We start from the raw sequence: 24,006 nt of genomic DNA on the forward strand, positions 1-24,006 counted from the left end.
GGTGCCGTTCTATTCGACGGTGGAGGCCGCGGCGGTCGACACCGCGTCGTTGGATGCGGGGTACTGGTTGAGGAATCTGCGTCGGCCGGTGCGGTTCCAGGAGACGGTCGAGCGGCTGCTGGCTGATGGTTGTGCGGTGTTCGTGGAGGCCAGTGCGCATCCGGTGTTGACGGGGGCGGTGCAGGAGACGGCGGAGTCGGTGGGCCGGCAGGTGTGTGCGGTGGGTTCGCTGCGCCGTGAGGAGGGCGGCCTGCGGCGTTTCCTGACCTCGGTGGCGGAGGCGTTCGTCCAGGGCGTCGATGTGACCTGGCCGGCGCTCTTCGACGGTACCGGCGCCCGCGTCATCGACCTGCCCACCTACCCCTTCCAACGCCAGCGCTACTGGCTCGAGTCAAGCCCCTCCACGACGGTGACCGAGTCCGCCGCAGCGTCAGGAATCGAGAGCTGGCGTTACCGCGTGGCGTGGAAGGGCCTGTCGTTGCCGGAGTCGGTGCGTGTGGACGGCCGGTGGCTGCTCGTCGTGCCCGAACACCTGGACGCGGACGCCACGCGTGTCGCCCACGACGTCCAGCAAACCCTCACCACCCACGGCGCCACGGTCTCCCGTCTCACGGTCGACGTGTCGGCGACGGACCGCGCCGACCTGTCGGCGCGGCTCACCACCACCGCGGCCGAAGAACAGGAACCCCCTGTCGGGATCCTGTCCCTCCTGAGCACCGATGAGCGGCAGCACCCGGATCATCCGGGTGTCGACTGCGCCACGGCAGGCACGATGCTGCTCGCGCAGGCGTGCGCGGATCTTGACGTGGACGTGGCCCGGGGCGTGGAGCCGAAGCTGTGGGTCGTGACCCGTGGGGCGGTCGCGGTGTCCCCCGCCGAGCGCCCGTCGTCAGCCGGCGCCCAGGTCTGGGGCCTGGGCCGCTGTGCGGCACTCGAACTCCCCACCCGGTGGGGCGGGATGGTGGACCTTCCCCGGGCGGCGCGGGATGCCGGACGGCAAGGGCGGCAGCTCGTGCGAGTGCTGTCGGAGACCTGTGCCGAGGACCAGGTGGCGCTGCGCGCGTCGGGCGCGTACGGCCGCAGGCTGCTGCCCGCCTCCAGCCCTTCCGCATCCGCCCGCCGGGCCGCGAAGGGCGGTTACCAGCCGCACGGCACAATTCTGGTGACCGGCGGAACCGGATCCCTCGGAGGCCATCTGGCGCGGTGGCTGGCCCGCAACGGCGCCGAGCACATCATTCTGGCCGGGCGACGGGGCGAGAGCGCGCCAGGAGCTGCGGAACTGTCAGCGGAGATCAAGGAACTGGGCGCAGAGGTGACCGTCGCGGCCTGCGACGTGACGGACCGGGACGCGTTGCGGGACGTGCTGGACGCCCTGCCGGCCGGGCAGCCGCTGTCAGCGGTGTTCCACGCCGCCGGTGTCCCGCATTCGGCGCCGTTGGCAGAGACGGATGTGGGGGGACTCGCCGCCGTTCTCTCGGGCAAGGTCGTCGGGGCGCGGCATCTGCACGACCTCACCAGGGAGAAGGAGCTGGACGCGTTCGTGCTGTACGCGTCGGGCGCCGGGGTGTGGGGGAGTGGCGGGCAGAGCGCATACGGAGCCGCCAACGCCGCACTGGACGCACTGGCCGAACAGCGCCGGGCGGAGGGACTGACCGCCACTTCGGTCTCCTGGGGCCTGTGGGACGGCGGAGGCATGGCCGGCGAGCAGGGCGAGGAATTCCTCACCGCCCTCGGTCTGCGGGCGATGGAGCCCGAGTCGGCCGTCGCCGCCCTGGGCGAGGCCCTGGACCGAGGGGACACCTGCGTGAGCGTGGTCGACGTCGACTGGTCCCGGTTCGCACAGTCGTTCACCGCTTTTCGACCCAGCCCGCTGATCGGGGAGCTGCCCGGAGTGCGTACCGCGCCGGACGGACCGGCGGGCGGGCCGTCGGAGGACCTCCCGGGCGGCGCACGCCGCGGCGGGGCAGCAGACCAGGGCGTGCTGGCACGGCTCGGCCGGGCCACGGGCGACGAACGGCGGGAGATCCTGCTCGATCTCGTGCGCCGCCATGCCGCCGCCGTCCTCGGTCATCCGGGGCCGCAGCACATCGAGTCCGACGCCGGGTTCCGGACGCTGGGGTTCAGCTCGGTCACCGCCGTGGAACTGGCGAACAAGCTCGGTGCGGCCGTGGGCACCAAGATCCCCGCCACCTTCGCGTTCGACCACCCCAACGCCCGTGCCGCGGCAGCCCGCCTCGACGTCCTGCTGCCGGTGCCGAGCGACGAGGCCGCGCAGGAGGCGGAGATCCGGCAGGCACTGCAGAACGTGCCGCTGGCCCGCCTGCGGGCCGCGGGCCTCCTCGACGGTCTGCTCGAACTCGCCGGACCGGGAGCGGAGTCCGACGGCTGGGCCGACCTGCCGGGCGACGAGCCGCATCGCGACGGGGCCACGGACGAGGAGTCCGCCTTGGCGGAAGTCGACGGTCTGGACGCCGAAGCACTGGTCGACCTCGTCCTCAACCAGTCCGACTCCTGACCGTTGCGGGCGGCGCCGGGGCCCGCTGCGCCGTCGCCGCCTTCGGCCGCACGAACCACACAGACCTGGCCGGGTCACGGCCCGGAGCCCAGCAAGGAGACCACTCATGGCTCTGTCCCAGGAGAAGGTGCTAGAGGCACTGCGCACCTCCGTCAAGGACGCCGAACGGCTGCGCAAGCGCAACCGCGAACTCCTCGCGGCCCGTCACGAGCCCATCGCGATCGTCGGCATGGCCTGCCGCTTCCCCGGTGGGGTCCGCTCGCCCGAGGACCTCTGGGAACTCGTCGTGTCGGGGACGGACGCGGTGGGTCCCTTCCCCGAGGACCGGGGCTGGGACGTGGAGCGGATCTACGACCCGGACCCGTCGGTCCCGGGCACGACGTACTGCCGCGAGGGCGGATTCCTGTACGACGCGGGAGACTTCGACGCGGCGTTCTTCGGGATAGGACCGCGCGAGGCCACCGTGATGGACCCGCAGCAGCGCCAGCTGATGGAGGCGTCCTGGGAAGCCCTGGAGCAGGCCCGGCTGGACCCGCGCGCGCTGCGCGGCAGCCAGGGCGGTGTGTTCGTCGGCGCGGCGAACCAGGGCTACGTGCCGGGCGACGCGGCGGCGTCGGGACGTCTGCCGGAGGGGTCCGACGGCTACCTGCTCACCGGCACTGCCGACGCGGTCCTGTCGGGCCGGATCAGCTACTTCCTGGGCCTGGAAGGCCCGTCCATGACCGTCGAGACGGCCTGTTCTTCCTCACTGGTGGCACTGCACCTGGCGGTGCAGGCGCTGCGCCGCGAGGAGTGCGAGTTCGCCCTGACCGGCGGAGTCGCCGTGCTCGCCAACCCGGCCGCCTACGTGGAGTTCGCCCGGCAGCGGGGGCTCGCCCCGGACGGCCGCTGCAAGGCGTTCGACGACGCGGCGGACGGTACGGGCTGGGCCGAGGGCGTCGGCGTCCTGGTGGTGGAGAGGCTGTCGGACGCGGTACGCAAGGGGCACCGGGTCCTCGCCGTCGTGCGGGGTACGGCGGTGAACCAGGACGGTGCCAGCAGCGGCCTGTCCGTGCCCAACGGGCCCTCCCAGCAGCGAGTCATCCGCCGCGCGCTGGCGGACGCCCGACTCGAGGCCGGCCAGATCGACGCGGTGGAGGCGCACGGCACCGGCACCCGGCTGGGCGACCCCATCGAAGCGCAGGCCCTGCTGGACACGTACGGTGAGGAGAGGAGCCCCGAACGCCCCCTGTGGGTCGGGTCGTTGAAGTCGAACTTCGGCCACGCGCAGGCGGCAGCCGGAGTGGGCGGCGTCATCAAGACGGTGATGGCGCTGCGGCATGGTGTGCTTCCCCGCACGCTCCATGTGACCAGCCCGACGCGGCACGTCGACTGGGGCGACGGGCAGGTGCGGCTGCTGACCGAGACGGTGGAGTGGCCGCGGACCGGCGCCCCCCGGCGGGCCGGAGTCTCGGCGTTCGGCGTGAGCGGCACGAACGGTCACGTCATCCTCGAAGAGGCGCCGCCCGCACAGCTCGAAGCGGAGCGGCCGGCCGTGGCGGGGCGGCCGGCCCTGGTCCCGTGGACGCTGTCCGGCCGTACGAGGCCGGCGCTGCGCGAGCAGGCCGCGCGCCTGGCGGCACACCTGGAACAGCACCCGGGCCTCGACCCGCTGGACGTCGGGTTCTCGCTCGCCACGACCCGCACCCACTTCGAGCACCGGGCCGTGCTGCTCGCGGACGCCTCCGCCGAGGGCGGCTCCCGTGCCGACGTGCTCGGGGGGTTGGAGGCGATGGTGGAAGACCGCGACCCGGGCGGAGCGGTGCGGGACACCGTGCAGGGCGAAGGGCGTACCGCCTTCCTGTTCAGCGGGCAGGGCAGTCAGCGACCCGGCATGGCGGAGCAGCTGTACGCGCAGTACCCGGCGTTCGCACGGGAGCTGGACACGATCGCCAAGCATCTGGACGCCCATCTGGACCGACCGTTGTCGACGGTGATGTTCGCGCAGGCCGGTTCGCCGGAAGCCGCACTGCTCGACGGCACGCAATACGCCCAGGCCGCCCTGTTCGCCGTAGAGGTCGCGTTGTTCCGGCTCTTCGAGGGCTGGGGGGTGCGCCCCGACGTGCTGCTGGGTCACTCCGTGGGCGAGCTGGCCGCTGCCCACGTGGCCGGGGTGTTCGGGCTGGCGGACGCCTGCGCACTGGTCGCCGCCCGCGGCCGGCTCATGCAGGAGCTGCCGACCGGCGGCGCGATGCTCTCGGTCCGTGCCGCCGAGCACGAGGTGCGGGACCTGATCGCCGGGCAGGAGGACCGCATCGCGGTGGCGGCCGTCAACGGGCCCCGCTCCATTGTCGTCTCCGGGGACGAGGACGCCGTCTCGGCGCTCGCCGAGGAGCTGACCGAATACGGCGTGCGGACCAAGCGCCTCAACGTCAGCCACGCCTTCCACTCCCCTCGCTTGGACTCCATGCTGGAGGCGTTCCGCCGGGTCGCGGACACGGTGGAGTACCACGAGCCGACGCTCGACGTGATCAGCGGCCTGACCGGCCGCGCGCCCGGGGCCGGGGAACTCGCCGCCGCCGACTACTGGGTCCGGCAGGCGAGGGACACCGTCCGGTTCCACGACGGGGTGCGCGCCGCTCTCGCGCTCGGCGTCAGCACCTTCGTGGAGCTGGGGCCGGACGGCGTGCTCTGCGGCCTGGCCCTGGAGACCCTGGAGGAGGAGACGGCCGGGGAAGAGGCCGCCGCGGCGCCCGGCCGGGCGCGGGCCGCGCTGGTGCCCGTGATGCGTCGGGAGCGGCCGGAGGGCAGTACCCTCCTGATGGCGCTCGCCACGGCCTACGCGCGCGGCGTGGAGGTGGACTGGTCCCGGTTCTACGCCGGCACCGGCGCCCGCCACACCACAGTGCCCACGTATGCCTTCCAGCGTCAGCGGTTCTGGCTGGAGGCGGCGGCTCCCGTGCCCACGAGGGCCGCCGGGCCCGTCGCGCCCGCGGTGGGCCCGGCGGCCGGACCGGCCGACACGGAGGAGACCACCGGTCCGGCGGCCCGGCCCGCGCTGAGTGCGCAGGACCTGCTCGTGCTGGTGCGGACACAAGCGGCGGCCGCACTTGGCCACGCCGAATTGAAGGACGTACCGGCTGACACCCCCTTCGGCGACATCGGTTTCGACTCGCTCGCCGCCATCGAACTGGGCGCCGCCCTGACCGGCACCACCGGCCTGGAAGTGCCGTCCTCCTTCGTCCTCGACCATCCCACCCCCAGGGAGCTGGCCGGGCACCTGGCAGCCGCCCTGACGGCCGCCGACAGCGACGGCACGCCTGCCAAGGGCCCGGACACGGCCGGTGAGAGCAGCCTGGTGGCGACGTACCGGCGGGCCGTGCGGCTCGGCAGGGCCGAGCCGTTCATCGGCACACTCGCCGAACTCGCCGCCTTCCGGCCCGCCTTCCCCGCCGATCATGTCCTCGCGGACGGAGAAACCCTCGGGCAGGCGGCCGCCGCATGGCAGCCGGCGCCAGTGCCCCTGGCCACCGCGGACGGTGCGGGACCGGAGCTGATCTGCTGCGCGGGCACGGCGGTGGCGTCGGGTCCGGAGGAGTTCACCGCACTGGCCGCGGCCCTGGACAACCGGCTGAGCGTGTCGGCGCTGCGCCAGCCCGGCTTCCGCGCGGACGAGTTGCTGCCCGGCTCCCTGGACGACCTGCTCGACGCGCAGGCGGACACGGTGCTGCGGCACACCGGTGACAGGCCCTACGCCCTCCTCGGCCACTCGGCGGGCGGAGCGCTGGCACACGCGCTGACCTGCCGACTGGAGGAGCGCGGCGCGGGTCCTACGGCGCTGATCCTGGCGGACGTCTATCTCCCCAGCTCGCCGGGGGCGATGGGGGTGTGGCGCAACGAGATGCTCGACTGGGTCATGCAGCGTTCCGTGGTGTCCATCGACGACTCCCGGCTGACGGCGATGGGCGCCTACAACCAGATGCTCCTGGAATGGGCGCCGAAGCCCACGAAGGCGCCGGTCCTGTTCCTGCGCGCGACGGAGCCGGTGGGGCAGTGGTCCGGGGAACCGGAGAGCTGGCGGGCACGCTGGGACGGCGGCGACCACACCGCCGTCGACGTGCCGGGCACCCACCTGACGCTGATGACCGAGCACGCCCGCCACCTCGCGGCGACCGTTCACAGCTGGCTCGACACCCTGTGAACCACCCCGGGGGAACTTCGCCGGGCGGCTGCTTCCCCCGTTTTCCGTACACCGCGACACCTTGGAGGACTCCCGTGACAACGCAGTGGACCACGCCGTCCGCACTCGGCCGCAGACTTCAACGAACCTACGTGGGCCACTGGTTCGCTGGAACGCAGGGAGACCCCTACGCGCTGATCCTGCGCGCCCAGCGGGACGACACCACTCCCTACGAGGAGGAGGTCCGCGCACGCGGACCGGTGTTCCACAGCGAGGGGCTGGACACCTGGGTGATCGCGGACGGCGCCCTCGCCCGGTCCGTCCTGACCGACGCCCGCTTCGGAGCACTGACCCGCGCGGGAGAACGCTACCGCGCTGAACTTCTCCCGCCGGCAGGCCCCGAGACCGGTCCGGCCCGCGCACGGGAGCACGGCGGCGTGCCGGCCGACGCCGAGCCGGCGGTGTCGGCGCAGGACGAGGTGGCCGTGGCGTCCCTGGCCGAGCAGGTGTCACGCACCCTCCTGGGCGCGCTCGGCGCCGACTTCGACCTCGTTGCCGACTTCGCGCGACGCCTGCCGGCACAGGTCCTGGCTGAATTCCTCGGGCTGCCCGCAGCCGGGCGCAGCCGGTTCGAGGCACTGCTGGCCGGCTGTGCCCGCAGCCTCGACAGCCGGCTGTGCCCGCAGACTCTCGACATCACACGGACCGGCCTGGGAGCAGCGGCCGAGCTCCGGGAACTGCTCGCGCGCCACCTCAGTGAGGGCGGACCACGGTCCGCTCAGGCGGCTCTCGCTCTGGCAGTCGATGTGGCCGCACCCGCCGGTGCGCTCATCTGCAACGCGCTCGAGGCGCTGGGCAGCTCTCCCGGGCAGTGGGACGCCCTTTGCCGGGACCCGGAGAAGGCCGACGCCGTCATAGCGGAGACCTGGTGGCGGCAGCCGCCGGTGCGGGTGGAGAGCAGGATCGCGCAGGAGGACGTAGAACTGGCCGGAGTGCCGATCCCTGCGGACGGGCATGTGGCGATCCTCGTCGCCGCCGCCCAGCGCGACCGGGCGGTCACCCCGGCCCCGACGGAGAACGGCACCGGCGCCCCCGAACAGGGCGTCGGCGTCCCCCTGGGGCTCCTCGGCGATGCGCACTCCACCTCGGCCGCCCGGACGGTCCGCGCCCTCTCCCGCGGTGCGCTGCGGGTGCTGGCGCAGGAGGCACCGGGCCTGCGGCCGAGCGGGACCGCGGTACGCCTCAGGCGGGCACCCGTCACGCTCGGCCACGCCCGCTTCCCCGTCGCCCGTGCGGCATGAGCACGCGCGACGAACACCGACTGCCGAACGGGGAGACGAGCCGATGCGCGTCCTGATGACGTCGATCGCCCACAACACGCACTACTACCACCTGGTGCCGCTGGCCTGGGCCCTGAGAGCCGCTGGCCACGAGGTGCGCGTGGCCAGCCAGCCCCGCATCACCGACATCATCACCGGGTCCGGGCTCACCGCCGTGCCGGTCGGTGACGAAAAAGACATGATGGAGCTGTTCGCCGAGATCGGCGGAGACATCACCCCGTATCAGGAGGGACTGGACTTCGCCGAGGAGCGGCCCGAGGCGCGGTCCTGGGAACATCTGCTCGGCCAGCAGACCGTTCTGACCTCGCTGTGCTTCGCGCCGCTCAACGGCGACTCCACGATGGACGACATCGTCGCGCTGGCCCGCTCCTGGCAGCCGGACCTGGTGATCTGGGAAACCTTCACCTATGCGGGAGCGGTCGCCGCCCATGCCGTGGGCGCGGCGCACGCCCGCATCCTGTGGGGTCCCGACATCATCGGACAGGCCCGCGAACGCTTCCTGGACGCCAAGGCACAGCAGGCGCCCGAGCACCGGGAGGACCCGATGGCCGAGTGGATCGGCTGGACCCTGGAGAGGCTGGGACTCCCGTCCGCCGGAGACGGGCTGGAGGAGTTGCTGAACGGCCAGTGGGTCATCGACCCAGGCCCGGAAAGTGTGCGGCTCGACCTTCGCGGGCCCATCCTGCCCATGCGCTTCGTTCCCTACAACGGCCCTGCCGTCGTACCCGGCTGGCTGTCCGAGAAGCCGAAGCGACCGCGCATCTGCCTCACCCAGGGAGTGTCGGGGCGCGAGACCCACGGCAAGGACAGCGTCCGCTTCCAGGACCTCCTCACGGCGCTGGGCGACCTCGACGTCGAGATCATCGCCACGCTGGACAGCACCCAGCGGGAGAACCTGACGGAGGTCCCCGACAACGTCCGGATCGTCGACTTCGTCTCGATGGACGTGCTGCTGCCGAGTTGCGCCGCGATCATCTACCACGGTGGCGCCGGAACCTCGGCGACAGCCCTCCTGCACGGCGTTCCGCAGATCGTCATCGGCGCGCACTGGGACGTGCCGGTCAGGGCCCGGCAGCTCGACGGCCTGGGCGCCGGCATCTTCATCCGGCCCGGGGACCTTGACGCGGCCACACTTCGTGCGGCGGTTCAGCGCGTGCTCACCGAGCCTTCCCTCCAGCAGGCCGCGGACCGGTTGCGGGCCGAGATGCGGTCCAACCCCACCCCCGCGGAGACCGTCCCCGTGCTGGAGCGGCTCGCCGAGAGCCACCGGCAGTCCCGCTGACCACCCGGCCGGTACACGGTGCGGGCCCGCGTGCCAGGGCACGCCGTCGCGGCGGTCGTCGGATCGCCGTCCGGTCGTCTCCCGTAATCAACGGATGGAGCGAAGAGCACATGGAGTTCGAAGGTCAGGTCGCGCTTGTGACGGGGGCCGGCAGGGGGATCGGCCGTGCGACGGTCGTCCGGCTGGCGGAAGCCGGATGCGACATCGCGCTCAACTACCACAGCTCGAAGTCACAGGCTGAGGAAGCCGCCGAGCACATCGCCGCACTCGGCCGCAAGGTCGGACTGTTCCCCGGCGACATCTCCCGCCCCGAAATCGCACGGCAGTTGGTGGCCGCGGTGCACCAGAAGTTCGACCGGATCGACATTCTGGTGAACAACGCGGGCATAGCGCGGGACAAGCTGCTGCTGACCATGGAGGCGGACGACATCCATCAGGTCGTCGCCACCAACCTCGTCGGCCCGATGTTCCTCACCCAGGCCGTCGCACTCACCATGCTGCGCCAGCGTTCCGGACGCATCGTCAACATCACCTCCGCGGCCGCGAGCAAGCCCGGAAAGGGCCAGGCCAACTACGCCGCGTCCAAGGGCGGTCTGGAGGCTTTCACCAAGGCCATGGCGGTGGAACTCGGATCCCGTGGAATCCTCGTCAACGCGGTCGCTCCCGGCATCGTCAAGACCGATCTGACCCAAGTGCTCCGCGACGGGGCACAACCGGAACTCCTGGCCCGGCAGGTGATCGGATCCTTCGCCGAGCCTGAGGCGGTGGCGGAGGCAGTGGCCTACCTGGCGAGCCCTCGCAACACGCATACGACGGGCACGGTCCTCACCGTCGACGGCGGCCTCAAGATGGTGTGAGCGCCACCGGACACCGGACCGCCGCCCTGGCGACAGCCAGGGCGGCACAGGCGGGAGAGCGCGCAGCAGGCGCGAGTGTGCGGTGAACACCGACTCCACGTCCTGCCGGGCGCATCAGCATGCGGGCCGGGGCCTGGCTGTCGAGGCCCTTGTGTATGTGCGTGATCAATGTCTTCTCCTCCGACAGCCGTAAGCTGACGGTGGAGAGGACGTCCGCCACTTCTGGGAGCCGTGCCTCGGCAAGTGCTCGGGTGCCCGATGCCAGAATGACGAAGTCGTCCGCATACAGGATCAGCCGGTAGTCGGGCAGACCTGTCCGGCGACGTGTCCACCGTTGCTTCGTCGTGGACTGCGGCCCACCGGGCGCCTTGACGACGTGTTCGTCCAGGACGAGAGAGCCACCTGACTCCGGCTTACGGCACATTCCCTGCCAGCGGCCCGCCCCTGTAATCAACTCCGTTTGCTTCATTGACATCTCGCTCAGAAGTCCTACCGTTGGGAGCGCTCCCACGATAGCCTCGCAACTCGAAGGAGTACCCCCACATGCGCAAAAAGAGTCCGTTAACCGGGCGTTCGCGGTCGCCGCTCCGCCGACCTCTCCAGGCGCTCGTCATGCTGTTCGCCGTCGTCGTCGGCGCCCTCGCCTGGTCGACCCCCGCCCAGGCTCACGGCACCGTCGTCGGCCCCGCCACCCGCGCGTACCAGTGCTGGAAGACCTGGGGCAGCAACCACACGAACCCGGCCATGCAGACCCAAGACCCCATGTGCTGGCAGGCCTTCCAGGCCAACTCCGACACCATGTGGAACTGGATGAGCGCGCTCCGTGACGGCCTCGGCGGCCAGTTCCAGGCACGGACCCCCGACGGGACGCTCTGCAGTAACAACCTCTCGAGGAACGCCAGCCTGGACAAGCCCGGACCGTGGAAGACCACCACCGTCGGCAACAACTTCTCGGTCCACCTGTACGACCAGGCGTCCCACGGTGCCGACTACTTCAAGGTCTATGTGAGCAAGCAGGGCTTCAACCCCAAGACCCAGACCCTGGGCTGGAGCAACCTCGACTTCATCACGCAGACCGGCCGCTTCGCCCCGGCGAAGGACATCACGTTCCCCGTCCAGACCTCCGGCTACACCGGACACCACATCCTGTTCGTGATCTGGCAGGCCTCGCACCTCGACCAGGCCTACATGTGGTGCAGCGACGTGAACTTCGGCTGAGCCGCAAAGCACCGCACACGGCACCGGCCACCGCCGGGCGCCGGTAACCCGCCGCCCGGCCGACCGAGCCCCGTCGGGGCAGGGGCCTCGTCTGGCCACCCTGCCCCGGCGGGGGTTCCTCGTCGCCGAGAGGTCTCCTTCTCTCGATGTTTCATCCCGGAATTGGTGTTGGAGCCCGCGGTGTCGGGTCGCGCCAGGAGATGGTGGCTTCGCCGGTGAGACGGCGGGGCATCAGGGCGGTCATGGCGAGTTGGATCACGGCTTCGGAGCGGGCGGGATGCGTCTGGACTCACCCCACTTCAAAAGCGCTGGACCGTGGAGCGCGCGTACGGACGGCCTGATGTTCCAACCGTGCGAAGACGCGCACGCGTGAGTGCCACGTACAGGGCTCGATGGTCTGCGTCGTCAGGGTCCAGGTGTGCTTTGCCTGGGATGTCGGTGACAGGCGACACGCCTTGAGTGGTCCTTGAATGAGGGGAGGGCCTCTGGGAACGGGGTGGATTGCGACATCTGCAACCGGCTCCCAGGAGGCCCTCGTTGTTCCGCCGTAACGCCCGCTGACCGCGACCGGCAGGCTGCGTCTGGCCCGGTGTCTCGTCGAGGAGGGATGGCCGCTGCGCCGGGCCGCGGAGCGCTTCCATGTCAGCCACACACCACCGCAGCGCGCTGGGCGCGGGCCGCTGACGCAAGCACGGGTCCGCCGGGATGCAGGACCGCTCCAGCCGCCCGGACCACCAGCCCCGCCGCACCCGGTCTCCGTCGAACGGGTGGTGCGCCTGCGGCGCGAGCATCGGATCGGTCCGGTGCGGCTGGCCGCCCGCTGCAACATCGCCGCCTCCACTGCCCACCGCGTCCTCGTCCGCCGCGGTCTGCCGGCTCTGGCCGCCACCGACCGTGCCACTGGCGAACCCGTCCGCCGTTACAAACGGGCCCGGCCGGTGAACTGGTCCACGTACCAGCCGGCCGCGTCACCAACTTCTCCGAACAGCACCCCTGGTCGCTTCTGTGCCGCGCTTCGTCGCAGGGATGCGAGGGCAGGGATGGGAACCAGGGATGAGGGGGCCTTGCGGGCTGCGGTGTTGATCTCCCGGAGCGCTTTGCCGTGGGTGGCCCAGTCGTCGAGGTAGCTCCGAATTCGGCGTGATGTACGGCGAGGGTGACGTCGGATTCGGCGGTGCCCGCATCGCGCCGGCTCTTGCGCATGCCGTAGGCGTGGTCGTCATAGGGCAAGGAGATCGAGCAGGCGCGGCGGGACTGGACGGAGGGGGCGCGGTTCGGGGAGGTGAAGGGGTACGACGGGAATCCGCTGCCGGCTCCTGCGCTGCCTCCAGTGCCCCTCAAGGCGCACAGAAGGACTCGCAGGAATGGCTGACGGGCTGGCGACAGTCAGTCGGCCGTCCTGCATCGTCCCTCACAGTTCTACTGGCGAGTCATCAGATGGTGGTGCCGGTCATGGCGCGCCCTCGCCACGCGCCCGCGCAGCCGTGGCGTGGCGGCACCCGACAGCAGGGGTGAGGCTGGAAGAACAGAGAACGGACGGGCTGCCGGGAGATCCCTGGAGGTGCCATGACGGGTGCGGACGGGCGTCGGCCGATCGTGGTGGGCGTCGACCGGGACCCTTCGAAGCGGTCGGTCCTCGCCTGGGCCACCGACGAGGCGGACCGACGTCACCTGCCGCTGCGGCTCGTCCATGCCCAGGGTGTGCCGACCGGCGGGTACCGGCCGGGCGAGGCGCGGCCGTCCTGGGAGGAGTGGAACCGGGCGCTGCACGGGCTGGGTGATCAGGTGCTCAAGGAGGCGGTCGCCTTTGTCGAGTCCCGGCGCCCGGCGGTGGAGGTGTCGACGCTGCTGGCGGAGGGAGAGCCGGCGTGGGTCCTGCGCGAGGAGGCCCGTGGCGCCGCCCTGGTCGTGGTGGGCTCCTGGCACCTGAGCAGGCGGCGCGAGATGTTCTCCTCCGCCTCCGTGGTCCTCCCGCTCACCGCCCACGCTCCCTGCCCGGTCGCGGTGGTGCCGGAGCCGGAGCACGTCACCCAGCAGCCCGCGTACTTCGTGGTCGGCGTCGACGGCAGCCCGCATGCGGCCGCGGCGGTGGATGTGGCGTTCGAGGAGGCGGCCCTGCGCGGAGCACTCCTGAGGGCCCTGTACGTCTGGCATCCGCCGCTCCTCGGTGTCCTCGATGAGGAAGCCGCGGTGCGGGAGTGCCGCCGGGTGCTCTCGGAGACGGTCGCGGGCCGCACCGCGACGCACCCGGAAGTGGAGCTGCACCACGAGGTCGTACGCGGACACCCGGTGCAGGTCTTGACGGAAGCCTCGGAACACGCGCTGGGCCTGGTCGTGGGAACCAGGGGGCACGGAGGCTTCACCGGCATGCTGCTGGGCTCGGTGAGCCAGGGAGCGCTGCACCACGCCCGTTGCCCCGTCATCACGGTCCCGGCGTGAGGCGGCGAACGGTCCGGGACCTGTCGCCCGGACGCCTCCGTCCTTGCCGGTCGGCCCTTCACACGATGAGAGAGCGCCGCCGTTCATGAGCGGCGAACAGGCGAGCACGGACCCGATGGCACCGGATCTCCCCGCTGGTGAGGTCTTCTCCGCGCTGGGCACCTCACGGCGCGGCCTGTCGGCGGCTCAGGCAGGGGCCAGGCTGGAGAAGTACGGGTCCAACGAACTGCCGCGCGCCGGGCGTCGCGCCGTGTGGCGGCAGTTGGGTGCGCAGTTCACGGATCTCTTCGCGGTGGTGCTGATCGTCGCCTCGGGGATCACCTTCCTGGCGTACGGGCTGGAGGAGCCGCGTGACATCGGCACCTTCCAGCTTGCGGTGGCGATCCTGGGCGTCGTGGTCCTGAACGCCGCCATCGGCTTCGCACAGGAGTACTCCGCCGAACGCACGGCCCAGGCCCTGGAGGCGATGGTGCCCCATACGTGCCGGGTGCTGCGAGGCGGTGAACGGCTGGAGTTGCCCGCCCGGGAGCTGGTGCCGGGCGACGTGGTGGTGCTGGAGGCCGGGGACGCCGTGTCGGCGGACTGCCGGGTGGTGGAGGCGCACGAGCTGGCCGTGAACAATGCGCCGCTGACCGGGGAGAGCAACGCCGCGGGCCGCACGGCCGACCCTGTGGCCGCCGGACCGCCGCTGGAGGCCCGCAACTGCGTGTTCATGGGGACCGACGTCGTCGCCGGCTCCGGGCGGGCCGTGGTCTTCGCCACCGGTGCGGCGACCGAGTTCGGACGGATATACCGGCTGGCCGCGGCGGCCCCGCGGCAGAAGACCCCGCTGCAGCTCCAGGTGGCTTCGATGGCACGGCGGGTGGCGGGGGCGGCCCTGGCGATCGGTGCCCTGATGTTCGCCGTGCGGCTCCCCACCGGGGAGTCCGTGGTGACTCTGTTCGTGTTCGCGCTGGGGGTGATGGTGGCGCTGGTGCCGGAAGGGCTGCCGGCGACGCTGTCGGTGTCGCTGGCGATCGGCGTACGGCGGATGGCGCGCCGCCATGCCCTGATCAAACAGCTGCTGGCGGTGGAGGCGCTCGGGTCGACCACGGTCGTGTGCACCGACAAGACCGGGACGCTCACCCAGGCGGAGATGACCGTCACACACGTGTGGGCGGGAGGTGCGCCGCGCCCGGTGAGCGGTGTGGGCTACGAGCCGAGCGGCGAGGTCGCCGACGCCGCGCCGGTGCGTGAGCTGCTGCGGGTGGCGGGTCTGTGCTGCAACGCCCGGCTCGTTTCACCTACGGGCCCTCGGGAGCACTGGCGGGTGCTCGGCGACACCACGGAGGGGGCGCTGCTCGTCGTCGCGGCCAAGGCCGGTCTGGATCTGGGCGCGGAGGAGGCGGCGACGCCGCGAATGACGGAGTTCCCCTTCGACTCGGACCGCAAGCTGATGAGCACGGTGCACAAGACCGGCGCCGGCTACCAGGCATGCGTCAAGGGGGCGCCCGGAGAGCTGCTGGCGCGGTGCACCGACGTGGAATGGGACGGGCGGCGTGGGCCGCTGACCGGGACGGACCGGACGGCGGTCGTCGCGGCGGGTGACGCGCTGGCGTCGCAGGGGCTGCGGGTGCTGGCCGTCGCGCGGCGGGAGCTGGACGGGCCCCGCCCGGCACAGGAGGAGGCGGAGTCTGCGCTGACGCTGCTGGGACTGGTCGGCATGCTGGACCCGCCGCGCCCGGAGGTCACCGAGGCGGTCGCCGCCTGCCGCCGGGCCGGCATCCGGGTCGTCATGGTCACCGGCGACCACCCGCTGACCGGGGAGGCCGTAGCCCGCCGGGTGGGCATCGTACGGTGGCCGGAGCCGGTCGTGGCGACGGGCGCCCGGCTCGACGCGATGGACGACGAGGCGCTCGACTCGCTTCTCGCCGAGGGGTCCGAGCTGCTGCTGTGCCGGGTCAGCCCGGAGCACAAGATGCGCGTGGTCACCGCGTTCCAGCGGCGGGGCGAGGTGGTGGCGGTCACCGGGGACGGCGCGAACGACGCCCCGGCACTCAAGCACGCGGACATCGGCGTGGCGATGGGCGCGTCGGGCACGGACGTGGCCCGGGAGGCGGCCTCGATGGTGCTGCTGGACGACTCGTTCGCGTCCATCGCGACTGCGGTGCGGCTCGGCAGGTCCGTCTACCAGAACATCCGCAAGTTCCTGATCTACGTCTTCAGCAGCAACATCGGTGAGCTCGGCCCGATCCTGGCGGCGACGTTCGCCGGGTTTCCGCTGGTGCCCGTCAGCGCGGTGCAGATCCTTGCGATCGACCTGGGCTCCGACGTGATGCCCGCCCTGGCGCTGGGCGCGGAACGGCCCGAGCCGGACGTGATGGACCGCCCGCCCCGCTCCCGGCGCGAGCGGCTGTTCTCGACGGCGGTGGTGGGACGCATCCTCTTCCTGGGTGGCATCCAGGCGCTCGGCGTGTGCGCGGTGTTCTTCTGGCACATCCATTCCTCCGGCATCCCGTTCGGCGACTTCACCGAGGACAGTCCTGTCTACCGGGAGGCCGTCACGCTGGCGCAGGGTGGGATCGTGCTCAGTCAGTTCTTCGTCGCCCTCGCGGTGCGCACCGAGCGCCAGAGCATCCTGAAAGCAGGTCTGCTGTCCAACCCGGCCCTGCTGGCGGCAGGCGCATTCGGTGTCGCTTTCATGGTCGGAATCAGCTATCTGCCGCCACTGCAGGCCGTCTTCAACACCGCCCCGCTCGACGCCGCCGACTGGGCGGTCCTGGCCGGGCTCGGCACCCTGCCCCTGCTCGCGGACGAGGCCCGCAAGGGGTGGCTGCGCCGCCGCGCCGCACACCGGAAAGGAGGCCCACGGTGAAGGTGATCGTCGTCGGGTGCGGACGGGTGGGCTCCGACCTCGCCGGTCTGCTCGCCGCGGAAGGGCACGACGTGGCGGTCGTCGACCGGCGTCCCAAAGCGGCCTGGCGGCTGCCCGACAGCCCGCGCATCCGCTTCCACGAGGGCAACGGCTACAGCCGCGCGGTGCTCCAGACCGCCGGGATCGAGCACGCGGACGCCTTCGTGGCCGTCACCTCCGGGGACAACAGCAACATCGTCTGCGCACGAACGGCGAAGGAGACCTACCGGGTGCCGATCGTACTCGCCCGTATCTACGATCCCCGGCGTGCCGACATCTACCGCGAACTCGGCATCCCCACCATCGCCAGCGTCCGCTGGACCGTGCACCAGATCCACCAGATGCTGCTGCACCGCCACCTGAGCCCCGAACTCAGCTTCGGCAACGGAGAGACGCTGCTCGTGCGTTCCGAGGTACCCGACTACCTCATCGGGCGTCGGCTGACGGAGTTCGACGTCGACGGCGAGATCCGCGTCGTCGAGGTCACCCGCGCGGGCCGTTCACTGATCCCCGCGCACAGCACGTCCGCGCAGGCGGGCGACCTGGTCACCTTCGCCGTCGCCGCCACCGCGCTGGGCAGGCTGCGCGGGTTTCTCGACAAGGAGCTGGGGACGTGAACGTGCTCATCGCCGGTGCCGGGCGCCTCGGCACTCAGATCGCCCAGGTGCTCTCCGCGGCCCGCAACGAGGTCACGCTGATCGACGTCGACGACGACCGGGTGGCCGAACTGGAGGGCCGCCTGCCGGGAGTGCGGCTGGTCGGGGGAGACGCGTGCGAACCGGCCCTCCTGGAACGCTCCGGAGCCCTGGCCGCCGACCTTGTCATCGCCACCACGGGGGACGACGAGGACAACCTCGTCGTCAGCCTGCTTGCCAAACGCCAGTTCTCGGTGGCTCGCGTTGCCGCCCGGGTCAACGACGCCGACAACGCCTGGCTGTTCGACGCGCGATGGGGCGTCGACGTCGCCGTCCCCGCCGCCACCCCGCTGATCTCTCTCATCGAGGAGGCCACCGGGGCCACCGACACGGTCGCCCTGCTGCGGCTCAGCAAAGCCGGCGTCGACGTCATCGAAACGGCCATCACCCCGCAGTCCAGGGCGGTGGGCCGCACTCTGGGCGAAGTCCGGCTTCCCGAGGGAACCGTTGTCGCCACGATCGTCCGCGGCGGACAGCCCACCGTGCCGGATCCGGCGATCCGGCTGCATGCCGGGGACGAACTCCTCCTCGTCTCGCACTCCGCGACCGAGCAGGAGATCCATGCGGCGTTCCAGTGAGCCGGGCCCGGACCAGGAGTATCCGGGGCACGGTCACACCTCGGTGTTCGGAGCGACCCAGCGCCCGCTGCCCAGGCACCGAGCTCCGTGACCGGCGCCCTCAGTGGCGCTCCACCGCTCCCCGCACCACAGCCACCGGGCAGTGCGCGTGGTGCAGCAGGGCCTGGCTGACCGACCCCAGGACCAGCCCGGCGAAACCACCGCGCCCCCGGGCACCGACCACCATCAGCTGAGCGGACCGACTCGCCTCGATCAAGGACTCGCGCGTCCCGCCGTGCACGACCTTGTGTTCCACCGGCACACCCGGATGGCGCTCCTGATGGCCGGCGAGCGCCTCGGACAGCAGCCGCTCCTCCCCCTCGGCCAGCGCTCCCGGTGGGTTCGCGTACGGCATCGAGGGGTCTTGCGGTGCGGGCATCGGCGCGTTCCAGGTGGTCCAGGTGTGCAGCGCCACCAACGGCGCATCGCGCAGGGCCGCCTCGGCGAAGGCGAAATCAACGGCCTTCTGCCCCGCGGCCGAGCCGTCGACGCCCAGCACGATCGGACCGTCGGCGTGCGGCCGCTCGCGTACCACCAGGACCGGACACGAACCGTGGGCCGCCAGATGTACCGCCGTCGAGCCCACCAGCAGTCCGACGAACCCGCCCATGCCCCGGGACCCGACCACCACCAATTCGGCGGCACGCGACTGCGCCTCCAGAACCGTCAACGGCTCAGCGGTGACCACGACGTGACTGGTATCGACGTCCGGCGCCACCGCCCGTGCTCGCTCGACCGCCTCTGTCACCAGGCGATCGACCATGTTCCGCAGCCCGCCCTCCGACGGCCCCAGCGGCGACGGCTCCAAGGGCACGTGCATCGCGGGCCAGACGAACGCATGCACCACCCGCAGCCCGGCACCCCGCAACCGAGCCTCCCGCGCTGCCACCTCCACCGCAGCGAGACTCGACGCCGAACCATCCACACCCACGACCACGAGACCACTCACCATGCCTCCTCCAGACAACACCGATACCTCTCACCTTCAGGTTCACCCGGGCCGGGCCCCACCGCCTCGGGGACCGAGCGGAGCAGTCGGGCGTGGAGCGGTCACCGTCCGGCCGCCCATCGCCGCCGGACGCTGTCCTCGTGTTCGGCCTGTTCCAAGGCCAGATCGGCCCGGTCGAGTGCCTCCCGCAGACGGGGGATCCAGTGGCGTCGCAGGGCACGGGCCCGGTGCCGGGTGCTGACGACCTCCGCGCCGACGAGCTCGGCGGCGGCGTGTGCGGCCGCGTACTCGGCGGCGGCACGCGCGGCACGACCGTAGGCCGCCTCGGCGTGCACCAGGGCCGTGTTGGTGGGAGCGGCGCTGGTCGGCGAGCGGGCAGGTACGGATACGGCGACCGACGCCGGATGGCGTACTCCCATGGAGACGGTCCACTGGACCGTGATCTCGGCCGGGCCGATGCCCGCGGCGGCCGAGTCCAGGGACTGTTCCCCGCCCAGGAGCAGCCCACGCAGCAGCCAGGTCTCGGCCTCGGACAGCAGGTCCTGCCAGGCGTGAGCGGCTGCTTCCTCCGCACGTAGCAGCCGCTGGTGCTCGGAGCGGAGGATGCGGAGCTTCTGCTCCAGCAGATCGGCTCCGCGCTCGGCGACGTCGAGGCTGTGCCGCAGTCGCAGCCGTCCCGCACGACCGGGCGGCGTACGGCGGGTGCCGGTCATGGGGTCGTCTCCGTGTCCGGGGCGTCCTTCGCGCCATGGGCATCGAGGAGGCGGGCGGGGAGCATGGAGAGCTGGCTGCGGGGCAGGGTGAGCAGCGCCCGCCAGCCGCGTTCCAGCGAGGTGGCGAGGTCACGCGGTTCGTCGCTGCGCTGGTCGGCGAAGTCCCGCAGGAACGCTTCCTCGAAGGCCAGGTACCTGCGGTCGGTGGAGCTCAGGGCCGCCTGACCGACCAGGTCCGCGAGGTCGCGAACCTGCCGGGCCCGGGCCAGGGCGGCCAGCAACTGGGCCGCGACGTCGAGGTGGTCGTCTCGGGTGCGGCCCGGGCCCGCGCCCTTGCGCATCAGCCGGGAGAGAGAGGACAGGGCATCCAGCGGCGGGTACACGCCGCGCGCCTGCGTCTCGGGCAAGAGCACGATCTGGCCCTCGGTGATGTAACCGGTCAGGTCCGGCACGGGGTGGGTGATGTCGCCCGCGGGCATGGTGAGCACCGGCAGCACGGTGACCGAGCCGGGACGGCCCCTGACGCGTCCGCAGCGTTCGTACAGGGAGGCCAGGTCGCTGTAGAGGTAGCCGGGGTAGGCGCGGCGGGCGGGGATCTCCCCGCGGGCGGCGGAGACCTCGCGCAGGGCCTCGGCGTAGGTCGTCATGTCGGTCATCACGACGAGGACGTGCCGTCCCTCGGTGAAGGCGAGGTGCTCGGCGACGGTGAGTGCGATCCGGGGGGTGAGGATCCGTTCGATCACCGGGTCGTCGGCGGTGTTGAGCAGCAGGACCAGTTCTCCGGCGGCGGACCGTTCCTCCAGGGCGGCGCGAACGAAGGAGGTGTCGGCGTGGGTGAGACCCATTCCCGCGAAGACGACGCTGAACGCCTCACCGCCGGCGGTGGCCTGTGCGGCGATCTGGGCGGCCAGTTCCAGATGCGGCAACCCGGCCACGGAGAACACCGGCAGCTTCTGCCCGCGTACCAGCGTGGTCAGTGCGTCGACGGCCCCGACTCCGGTGAGCACCGGCTCGGACGGCGGCTCGCGCCGCACCGGGTTGATGGGGGCGCCGCCCACATCGGCGTCGTGGGCGCTGAGAACGGGCGGGCCGCCGTCCAGGGGCGCTCCCCGGCCGTTGCAGACGCGGCCCAGCCAGTCCGTGCCGACCGGTACGCGCAGGGGGCTGCCCGAGAAGGCTGCCCGGACGCCCTCCGGATCCATGCCCGCGGTGCCCTCCAGCACCTGCAGGACCGCCAGGTCGCGGTCGGCGTCCAGGACGACGCCGTGGCGCCGTTCGCCGGAGGCGAGGGTGACGCGTACGTACTCGTCCCAGCCGACCCCCGAGACGCCCTCGACGATCACGATCGGCCCCCTGAGCTCACGCACTGTCGTGTACTCGATCCCACCGGGCAGACTCATGACCGCACCTCGTCCAGCCTGGAGAGCATGGCGTCCCGGCGAACCAACACACCGGCGCTGTCGTGGGGGCCGGTGTCCTCCCTGGCGCGCAGCAGCGGACCGAAGTCGAGCTCCTCGACCGAGGCCGCCGGGACACCGGAGTCCACCAGCTCGTGGCAGCGGCCGGCGACCGTCAGGACGGCGTCGGCCAGTGCGGCCGTCTTCTCCGGTCCGCAGTACGCGTCCCGCTCCGACAGCGCGCTCTGCTGCAACACACCCTCGCGGACCAGCCTCCCCGCCAGCACGCTGATGCGCTCCCGCGCGGGCAGGGCGGTGATGCCGATCAGGTCCACCAGATCGGCAAGCCGGTCGGCCTCCGCCAGCACCGCCCCCACCCGTTCGCGGCGCCGGGCCCACGCCGGATCGCCGGCCAACCTGTGTCCGGCGGCCAGCACCGGGACGTCGCGAGAGAAGGATCCCGCCCAGGACACCGCCGGGTAATGGCGGGCGTAGGCGAGGTCGCGGTCGAGGGTCCACAGGCAGCGGACGAAGCGTTCGGTGTGCGCGGTCACCGGTTCCGTCATGTCCCCGCCCGGCGGAGACACCGCGCCGATCACGGTCACCGAGCCGCGGTCCCCGCCGAGGGTGGTCACGGCGGCGGCCCGCTCGTAGAAGGCCGCGATGGCGGACGCGAGGCCGGCCGGATAGCCCTCCTCGGCGGGCAGCGCGCCGGTACGGGAGGCGAACTCGCGCAGCGCCTCGGCCCACCGGGAGGTCGAGTCGGCGATGACCACCACGTCGAGACCCATGTCCCGGAAGTACTCCGCGACCGTCACTCCCGTGTACACGCTCGCCTCACGGGCCATCATCGGCATGTTGGAGGTGTTGGCGATCGTCACGGTGCGGTCCGCGAGGCGTCCGCCCGTGCGCGGATCCTGGAGCTCCGACAACTCAGTGATGACGTCGGCCATCTCGTTGCCGCGCTCACCGCAGCCGACGTAGACGATGACGTCCGCGCTGCACCACTTGGCGATCTGCTGCAGCAGGACGGTCTTGCCGGTGCCGAAGCCACCGGGCACTGCCGCCGTACTGCCCCGGGCCACGGGGAAGAGCAGGTCGATCACACGCTGGCCGGTGCTCAGGGCCTCGTGGCTGTCGACCCGCTCCCGCACCGGGCGCGGCCGGCGCACCGGCCACAGGGCGCCGACCGTCACCTCGGTGCCGCCCACCACGGCCACCACCGCGTCGCGCGCACGCTCCGCCGCGACGCTGACCTCCGTGACCGTTCCCCGGCAGCCGGGTGGCGCGAGGACCTTCACCGGCACCGGCCCCGTGCCGCGGATCGTCCCGATCGACTGCCCCTCGGCCACGCGCTCGCCCCCCGCCACCGATGGAGAGAAGGCCCAGGTGCGTTCCTCGGCCGCAGCCCGCTGTGCGCCGGGCAGCAGCCAGTCGCCGGCACCGGACAGAGGGCGCAGCAGGCCGTCGAAGATCCCGCCGAGGAGTTCCGGACCGAGCCGCACCGACAGCGGACGGCCCTGGGGCAGCGCCGGCTGGCCCGGGGCGAGGCCGCCGGTGTACTCGTACGCCTGGACGGTGACCACGTCACCGCTGAGGGCCACGACCTCGCCGGGCAGCCCGGCGGGGCCGAGTGAGACCAGGTCGTACATCGCGATGCCGCTCGTGTACTCCATCTCGACCAGCGGACCGGTGACGCGCAGGATCCGGGAGGCCCGCTGCCGGTCAGCCGGCCGTCGGCGTGTCTCAGCGGCTTTCCTCACGGCTCCCACAGGCTCCGCACCTCCGCTCCCATGCGCTCCAGTGCGCGGTCGGCCAGCGCGGTAAGCGAGAGGTCGACCCGCCTTCCCGGCGCCCGGGCCACCACGCCCCCGTCGGCGTGCTCGCTCACCTCGGCGGTGGGACCGAGGAGGACACGGGCCCGGTGTTCCAGCCGTTCGCGCAGAGACGCGTAGCCGTTGGCCCGGCGTAGGTTTCCGGCCCGTTCGGCGGCCTCGCGGCGCAGTTCGTCGTACGCCTCCCGGCGGGCGGCGAGGGTGCGTGACCTGGCCTCGCGCCGGGCCCTGACGAGGAGGTCGCGGGCGGTGTCCGCGCCGTCGGCCTCGCCCTGGCGCCGGGCCTCGTCGAGGATCCCCCCGGCCTCGGCGCGGGCCTGGTCGAGCACGGCGGCGACCTCTTGCTCGGTGCGGGCCAGGAGTGCTTCCGCGTCGGCCTGAGCGGCCCGCAGCAGCTCCGCCCGGACCGGGTGGAGCGCGTCCGTCGTCTGGTCGGGGGCCGGAGTCGTCATGGCGGCATCACGGCGGTCAGGGGGCGGTGGCCTCCGGGTGCCGCTGGGCGCGACTCCAGAGCTTGGGCCGCGGCAGGGGTGAGGATCACCAGGTCGATGCCGTCCGGCAGGTCGCGCCAGACCCGGCGTACGGTTTCGGCGTCCTCCGCGACGAGGACGGCTGCTCCGGCAAGGGCCAGACCGGCCACACGGGTCCGCTCTCCGATGGCGGCGACGCATCCCATGGTCATGCCTTCCCTATGAGGATGACCGCGACGACCAGCCCGTAGATGGCGATGCCCTCGGCCAGGCCGACGATGACCATCGCCCGGCCGAAGAGTTCGGGCCGCTCGCTGAGTGCCGCGAGGGCCGCCGCACCGGTGTAGGCGACGGCGATGCCCGCCCCGATCGTCGCCCCGGCCACCGCGACCGCGGCGCCGATCAGGGCGGCGGATCCGGAGCCCGAGTCCTGTGCGGCCGTGGTCGCGGCCTGCGCGGACCCGCCGCTGAGAGCCAGGGTCAGCACCACGGTGGCGGCCACCAGGAGCACCGCGTCGGCGGCGACCATCCACCACAGGGCCGTGCGCCCCGAGCGTCGCAGCACACGGCGTACGACGACGAATCCTGCGACGATGACGGGCAGGGCCAGGAACCAGGTGATCACGA

Annotated in this window: 17 protein-coding genes and 3 pseudogenes; 12 read left to right on the forward strand and 8 right to left on the reverse strand. The window is 72.2% G+C overall.

All coding sequences use genetic code 11. The features are described from left to right. The 6 genes from GTY56_RS13250 to GTY56_RS13275 all read left to right on the forward strand — a co-directional run. On the forward strand, positions 1 to 2,515 hold a 2,515-nt coding region (locus GTY56_RS13250; protein ID WP_161365458.1), incomplete at its 5' end, for a type I polyketide synthase. Positions 2,516 to 2,621: 106 nt separating this feature from the next. Further along, a complete protein-coding gene (locus GTY56_RS13255; RefSeq protein ID WP_161365460.1) occupies positions 2,622 to 6,695 on the forward strand; it encodes a type I polyketide synthase in 4,074 nt (1,357 codons plus the stop codon). 74 nt (positions 6,696 to 6,769) lie between these two features. Continuing rightward, positions 6,770 to 7,975: a P450-derived glycosyltransferase activator gene (locus GTY56_RS13260; RefSeq protein ID WP_161365462.1), complete on the forward strand. Its 1,206-nt coding sequence runs from the start codon at positions 6,770 to 6,772 to the stop codon at positions 7,973 to 7,975. 43 nt (positions 7,976 to 8,018) lie between these two features. After that, positions 8,019 to 9,296 (forward strand): activator-dependent family glycosyltransferase, encoded by a 1,278-nt coding sequence (locus tag GTY56_RS13265; protein WP_161365464.1) that lies wholly within the window; start codon positions 8,019 to 8,021, stop codon positions 9,294 to 9,296. 110 nt (positions 9,297 to 9,406) lie between these two features. After that, a complete protein-coding gene (locus GTY56_RS13270) occupies positions 9,407 to 10,153 on the forward strand; it encodes a 3-oxoacyl-ACP reductase family protein (protein ID WP_161365466.1) in 747 nt (248 codons plus the stop codon). A 543-nt stretch (positions 10,154 to 10,696) separates the two neighbouring features. Beyond that, complete coding sequence (locus tag GTY56_RS13275; protein ID WP_524540100.1) at positions 10,697 to 11,371, forward strand: lytic polysaccharide monooxygenase auxiliary activity family 9 protein; 675 nt, start codon at positions 10,697 to 10,699, stop codon at positions 11,369 to 11,371. 151 nt (positions 11,372 to 11,522) lie between these two features. On the opposite strand, the pseudogene GTY56_RS40510 reads toward GTY56_RS13275, so the two are convergent. Then, positions 11,523 to 11,657 (reverse strand): annotated as a pseudogene (locus GTY56_RS40510) (IS5 family transposase); the annotation flags it as partial. A gap of 271 nt (positions 11,658 to 11,928) precedes the next feature. On the opposite strand from GTY56_RS40510, the pseudogene GTY56_RS13280 reads away from it, so the two are divergent. The 6 genes and pseudogenes from GTY56_RS13280 to GTY56_RS41305 form a co-directional block, all read left to right on the forward strand. Continuing rightward, positions 11,929 to 12,327 (forward strand): annotated as a pseudogene (locus GTY56_RS13280) (helix-turn-helix domain-containing protein); the annotation flags it as partial. A gap of 272 nt (positions 12,328 to 12,599) precedes the next feature. Then, positions 12,600 to 12,743, forward strand: a pseudogene (locus GTY56_RS13285) (pirin family protein); the annotation flags it as partial. 194 nt (positions 12,744 to 12,937) lie between these two features. Continuing rightward, a complete protein-coding gene (locus tag GTY56_RS13290; RefSeq protein ID WP_161365470.1) occupies positions 12,938 to 13,810 on the forward strand; it encodes a universal stress protein in 873 nt (290 codons plus the stop codon). Between the two features lie 85 nt (positions 13,811 to 13,895). After that, positions 13,896 to 16,664, forward strand: coding sequence for a cation-translocating P-type ATPase (locus GTY56_RS13295; RefSeq protein ID WP_161365472.1), 2,769 nt, complete (start codon positions 13,896 to 13,898; stop codon positions 16,662 to 16,664). Further along, complete coding sequence (locus tag GTY56_RS13300) at positions 16,661 to 17,320, forward strand: NAD-binding protein (protein ID WP_161365474.1); 660 nt, start codon at positions 16,661 to 16,663, stop codon at positions 17,318 to 17,320. Before GTY56_RS13295 ends, GTY56_RS13300 begins: the two co-directional genes overlap by 4 nt. Then, positions 17,317 to 17,976, forward strand: a complete 660-nt coding sequence (locus GTY56_RS41305) for an NAD-binding protein (RefSeq protein ID WP_161365476.1) — start codon at positions 17,317 to 17,319, stop codon at positions 17,974 to 17,976. The genes GTY56_RS13300 and GTY56_RS41305 overlap by 4 nt, the downstream gene beginning before the upstream one ends. 100 nt (positions 17,977 to 18,076) lie before the next feature. Here GTY56_RS41305 and GTY56_RS13310 read toward each other — a convergent pair whose 3' ends face one another. The 7 genes from GTY56_RS13310 to GTY56_RS13335 form a co-directional block, all read right to left on the reverse strand. After that, entirely contained in the window at positions 18,077 to 18,964 is an 888-nt protein-coding gene (locus GTY56_RS13310) for a universal stress protein (protein WP_161365613.1), read from the reverse strand. Between the two features lie 101 nt (positions 18,965 to 19,065). Next, positions 19,066 to 19,677: a V-type ATP synthase subunit D gene (locus GTY56_RS13315; RefSeq protein WP_202510110.1), complete on the reverse strand. Its 612-nt coding sequence runs from the start codon at positions 19,675 to 19,677 to the stop codon at positions 19,066 to 19,068. Continuing rightward, positions 19,674 to 21,077: a V-type ATP synthase subunit B gene (locus tag GTY56_RS13320; protein WP_161365477.1), complete on the reverse strand. Its 1,404-nt coding sequence runs from the start codon at positions 21,075 to 21,077 to the stop codon at positions 19,674 to 19,676. The genes GTY56_RS13315 and GTY56_RS13320 overlap by 4 nt, the downstream gene beginning before the upstream one ends. Further along, a complete protein-coding gene (locus GTY56_RS13325) occupies positions 21,074 to 22,837 on the reverse strand; it encodes a V-type ATP synthase subunit A (RefSeq protein ID WP_346345476.1) in 1,764 nt (587 codons plus the stop codon). Before GTY56_RS13325 ends, GTY56_RS13320 begins: the two co-directional genes overlap by 4 nt. Continuing rightward, a complete protein-coding gene (locus tag GTY56_RS39920) occupies positions 22,834 to 23,361 on the reverse strand; it encodes a V-type ATP synthase subunit E (RefSeq protein WP_202510127.1) in 528 nt (175 codons plus the stop codon). The genes GTY56_RS13325 and GTY56_RS39920 overlap by 4 nt, the downstream gene beginning before the upstream one ends. Further along, the gene (locus GTY56_RS13330; RefSeq protein ID WP_161365481.1) at positions 23,358 to 23,591 is read right to left on the reverse strand and encodes a hypothetical protein; all 234 of its coding nucleotides are present in this window, start codon (positions 23,589 to 23,591) and stop codon (positions 23,358 to 23,360) included. The genes GTY56_RS39920 and GTY56_RS13330 overlap by 4 nt, the downstream gene beginning before the upstream one ends. Further along, positions 23,588 to 24,004 carry an ATP synthase subunit C-like protein gene (locus tag GTY56_RS13335; protein ID WP_161365483.1) on the reverse strand — a complete coding sequence of 139 codons (417 nt, stop codon included), beginning with the start codon at positions 24,002 to 24,004 and terminating at the stop codon, positions 23,588 to 23,590. The genes GTY56_RS13330 and GTY56_RS13335 overlap by 4 nt, the downstream gene beginning before the upstream one ends. Positions 24,005 to 24,006: the final 2 nt, after the last annotated feature.

The organism is Streptomyces sp. SID5643 (assembly GCF_009872555.1).
Classification (GTDB): Bacteria; Actinomycetota; Actinomycetes; order Streptomycetales; family Streptomycetaceae; genus Streptomyces; species Streptomyces iakyrus.

Excerpts from the sequence above, each read along its gene's own strand:
- GTY56_RS13255 (WP_161365460.1), top strand. The coding sequence starts at position 2,622 with ATGGCTCTGTCCCAGGAGAAGGTGCTAGAGGCACTGCGCACCTCCGTC.
- GTY56_RS13265 (WP_161365464.1), top strand. The coding sequence starts at position 8,019 with ATGCGCGTCCTGATGACGTCGATCGCCCACAACACGCACTACTACCAC.
- GTY56_RS13270 (WP_161365466.1), top strand. The coding sequence starts at position 9,407 with ATGGAGTTCGAAGGTCAGGTCGCGCTTGTGACGGGGGCCGGCAGGGGG.
- GTY56_RS13275 (WP_524540100.1), top strand. The coding sequence starts at position 10,697 with ATGCGCAAAAAGAGTCCGTTAACCGGGCGTTCGCGGTCGCCGCTCCGC.
- GTY56_RS13290 (WP_161365470.1), top strand. The coding sequence starts at position 12,938 with ATGACGGGTGCGGACGGGCGTCGGCCGATCGTGGTGGGCGTCGACCGG.
- GTY56_RS13295 (WP_161365472.1), top strand. The coding sequence starts at position 13,896 with ATGAGCGGCGAACAGGCGAGCACGGACCCGATGGCACCGGATCTCCCC.
- GTY56_RS13315 (WP_202510110.1), bottom strand. The coding sequence starts at position 19,677 with ATGACCGGCACCCGCCGTACGCCGCCCGGTCGTGCGGGACGGCTGCGA.
- GTY56_RS13320 (WP_161365477.1), bottom strand. The coding sequence starts at position 21,077 with ATGAGTCTGCCCGGTGGGATCGAGTACACGACAGTGCGTGAGCTCAGG.
- GTY56_RS39920 (WP_202510127.1), bottom strand. The coding sequence starts at position 23,361 with ATGACGACTCCGGCCCCCGACCAGACGACGGACGCGCTCCACCCGGTC.
- GTY56_RS13330 (WP_161365481.1), bottom strand. The coding sequence starts at position 23,591 with ATGACCATGGGATGCGTCGCCGCCATCGGAGAGCGGACCCGTGTGGCC.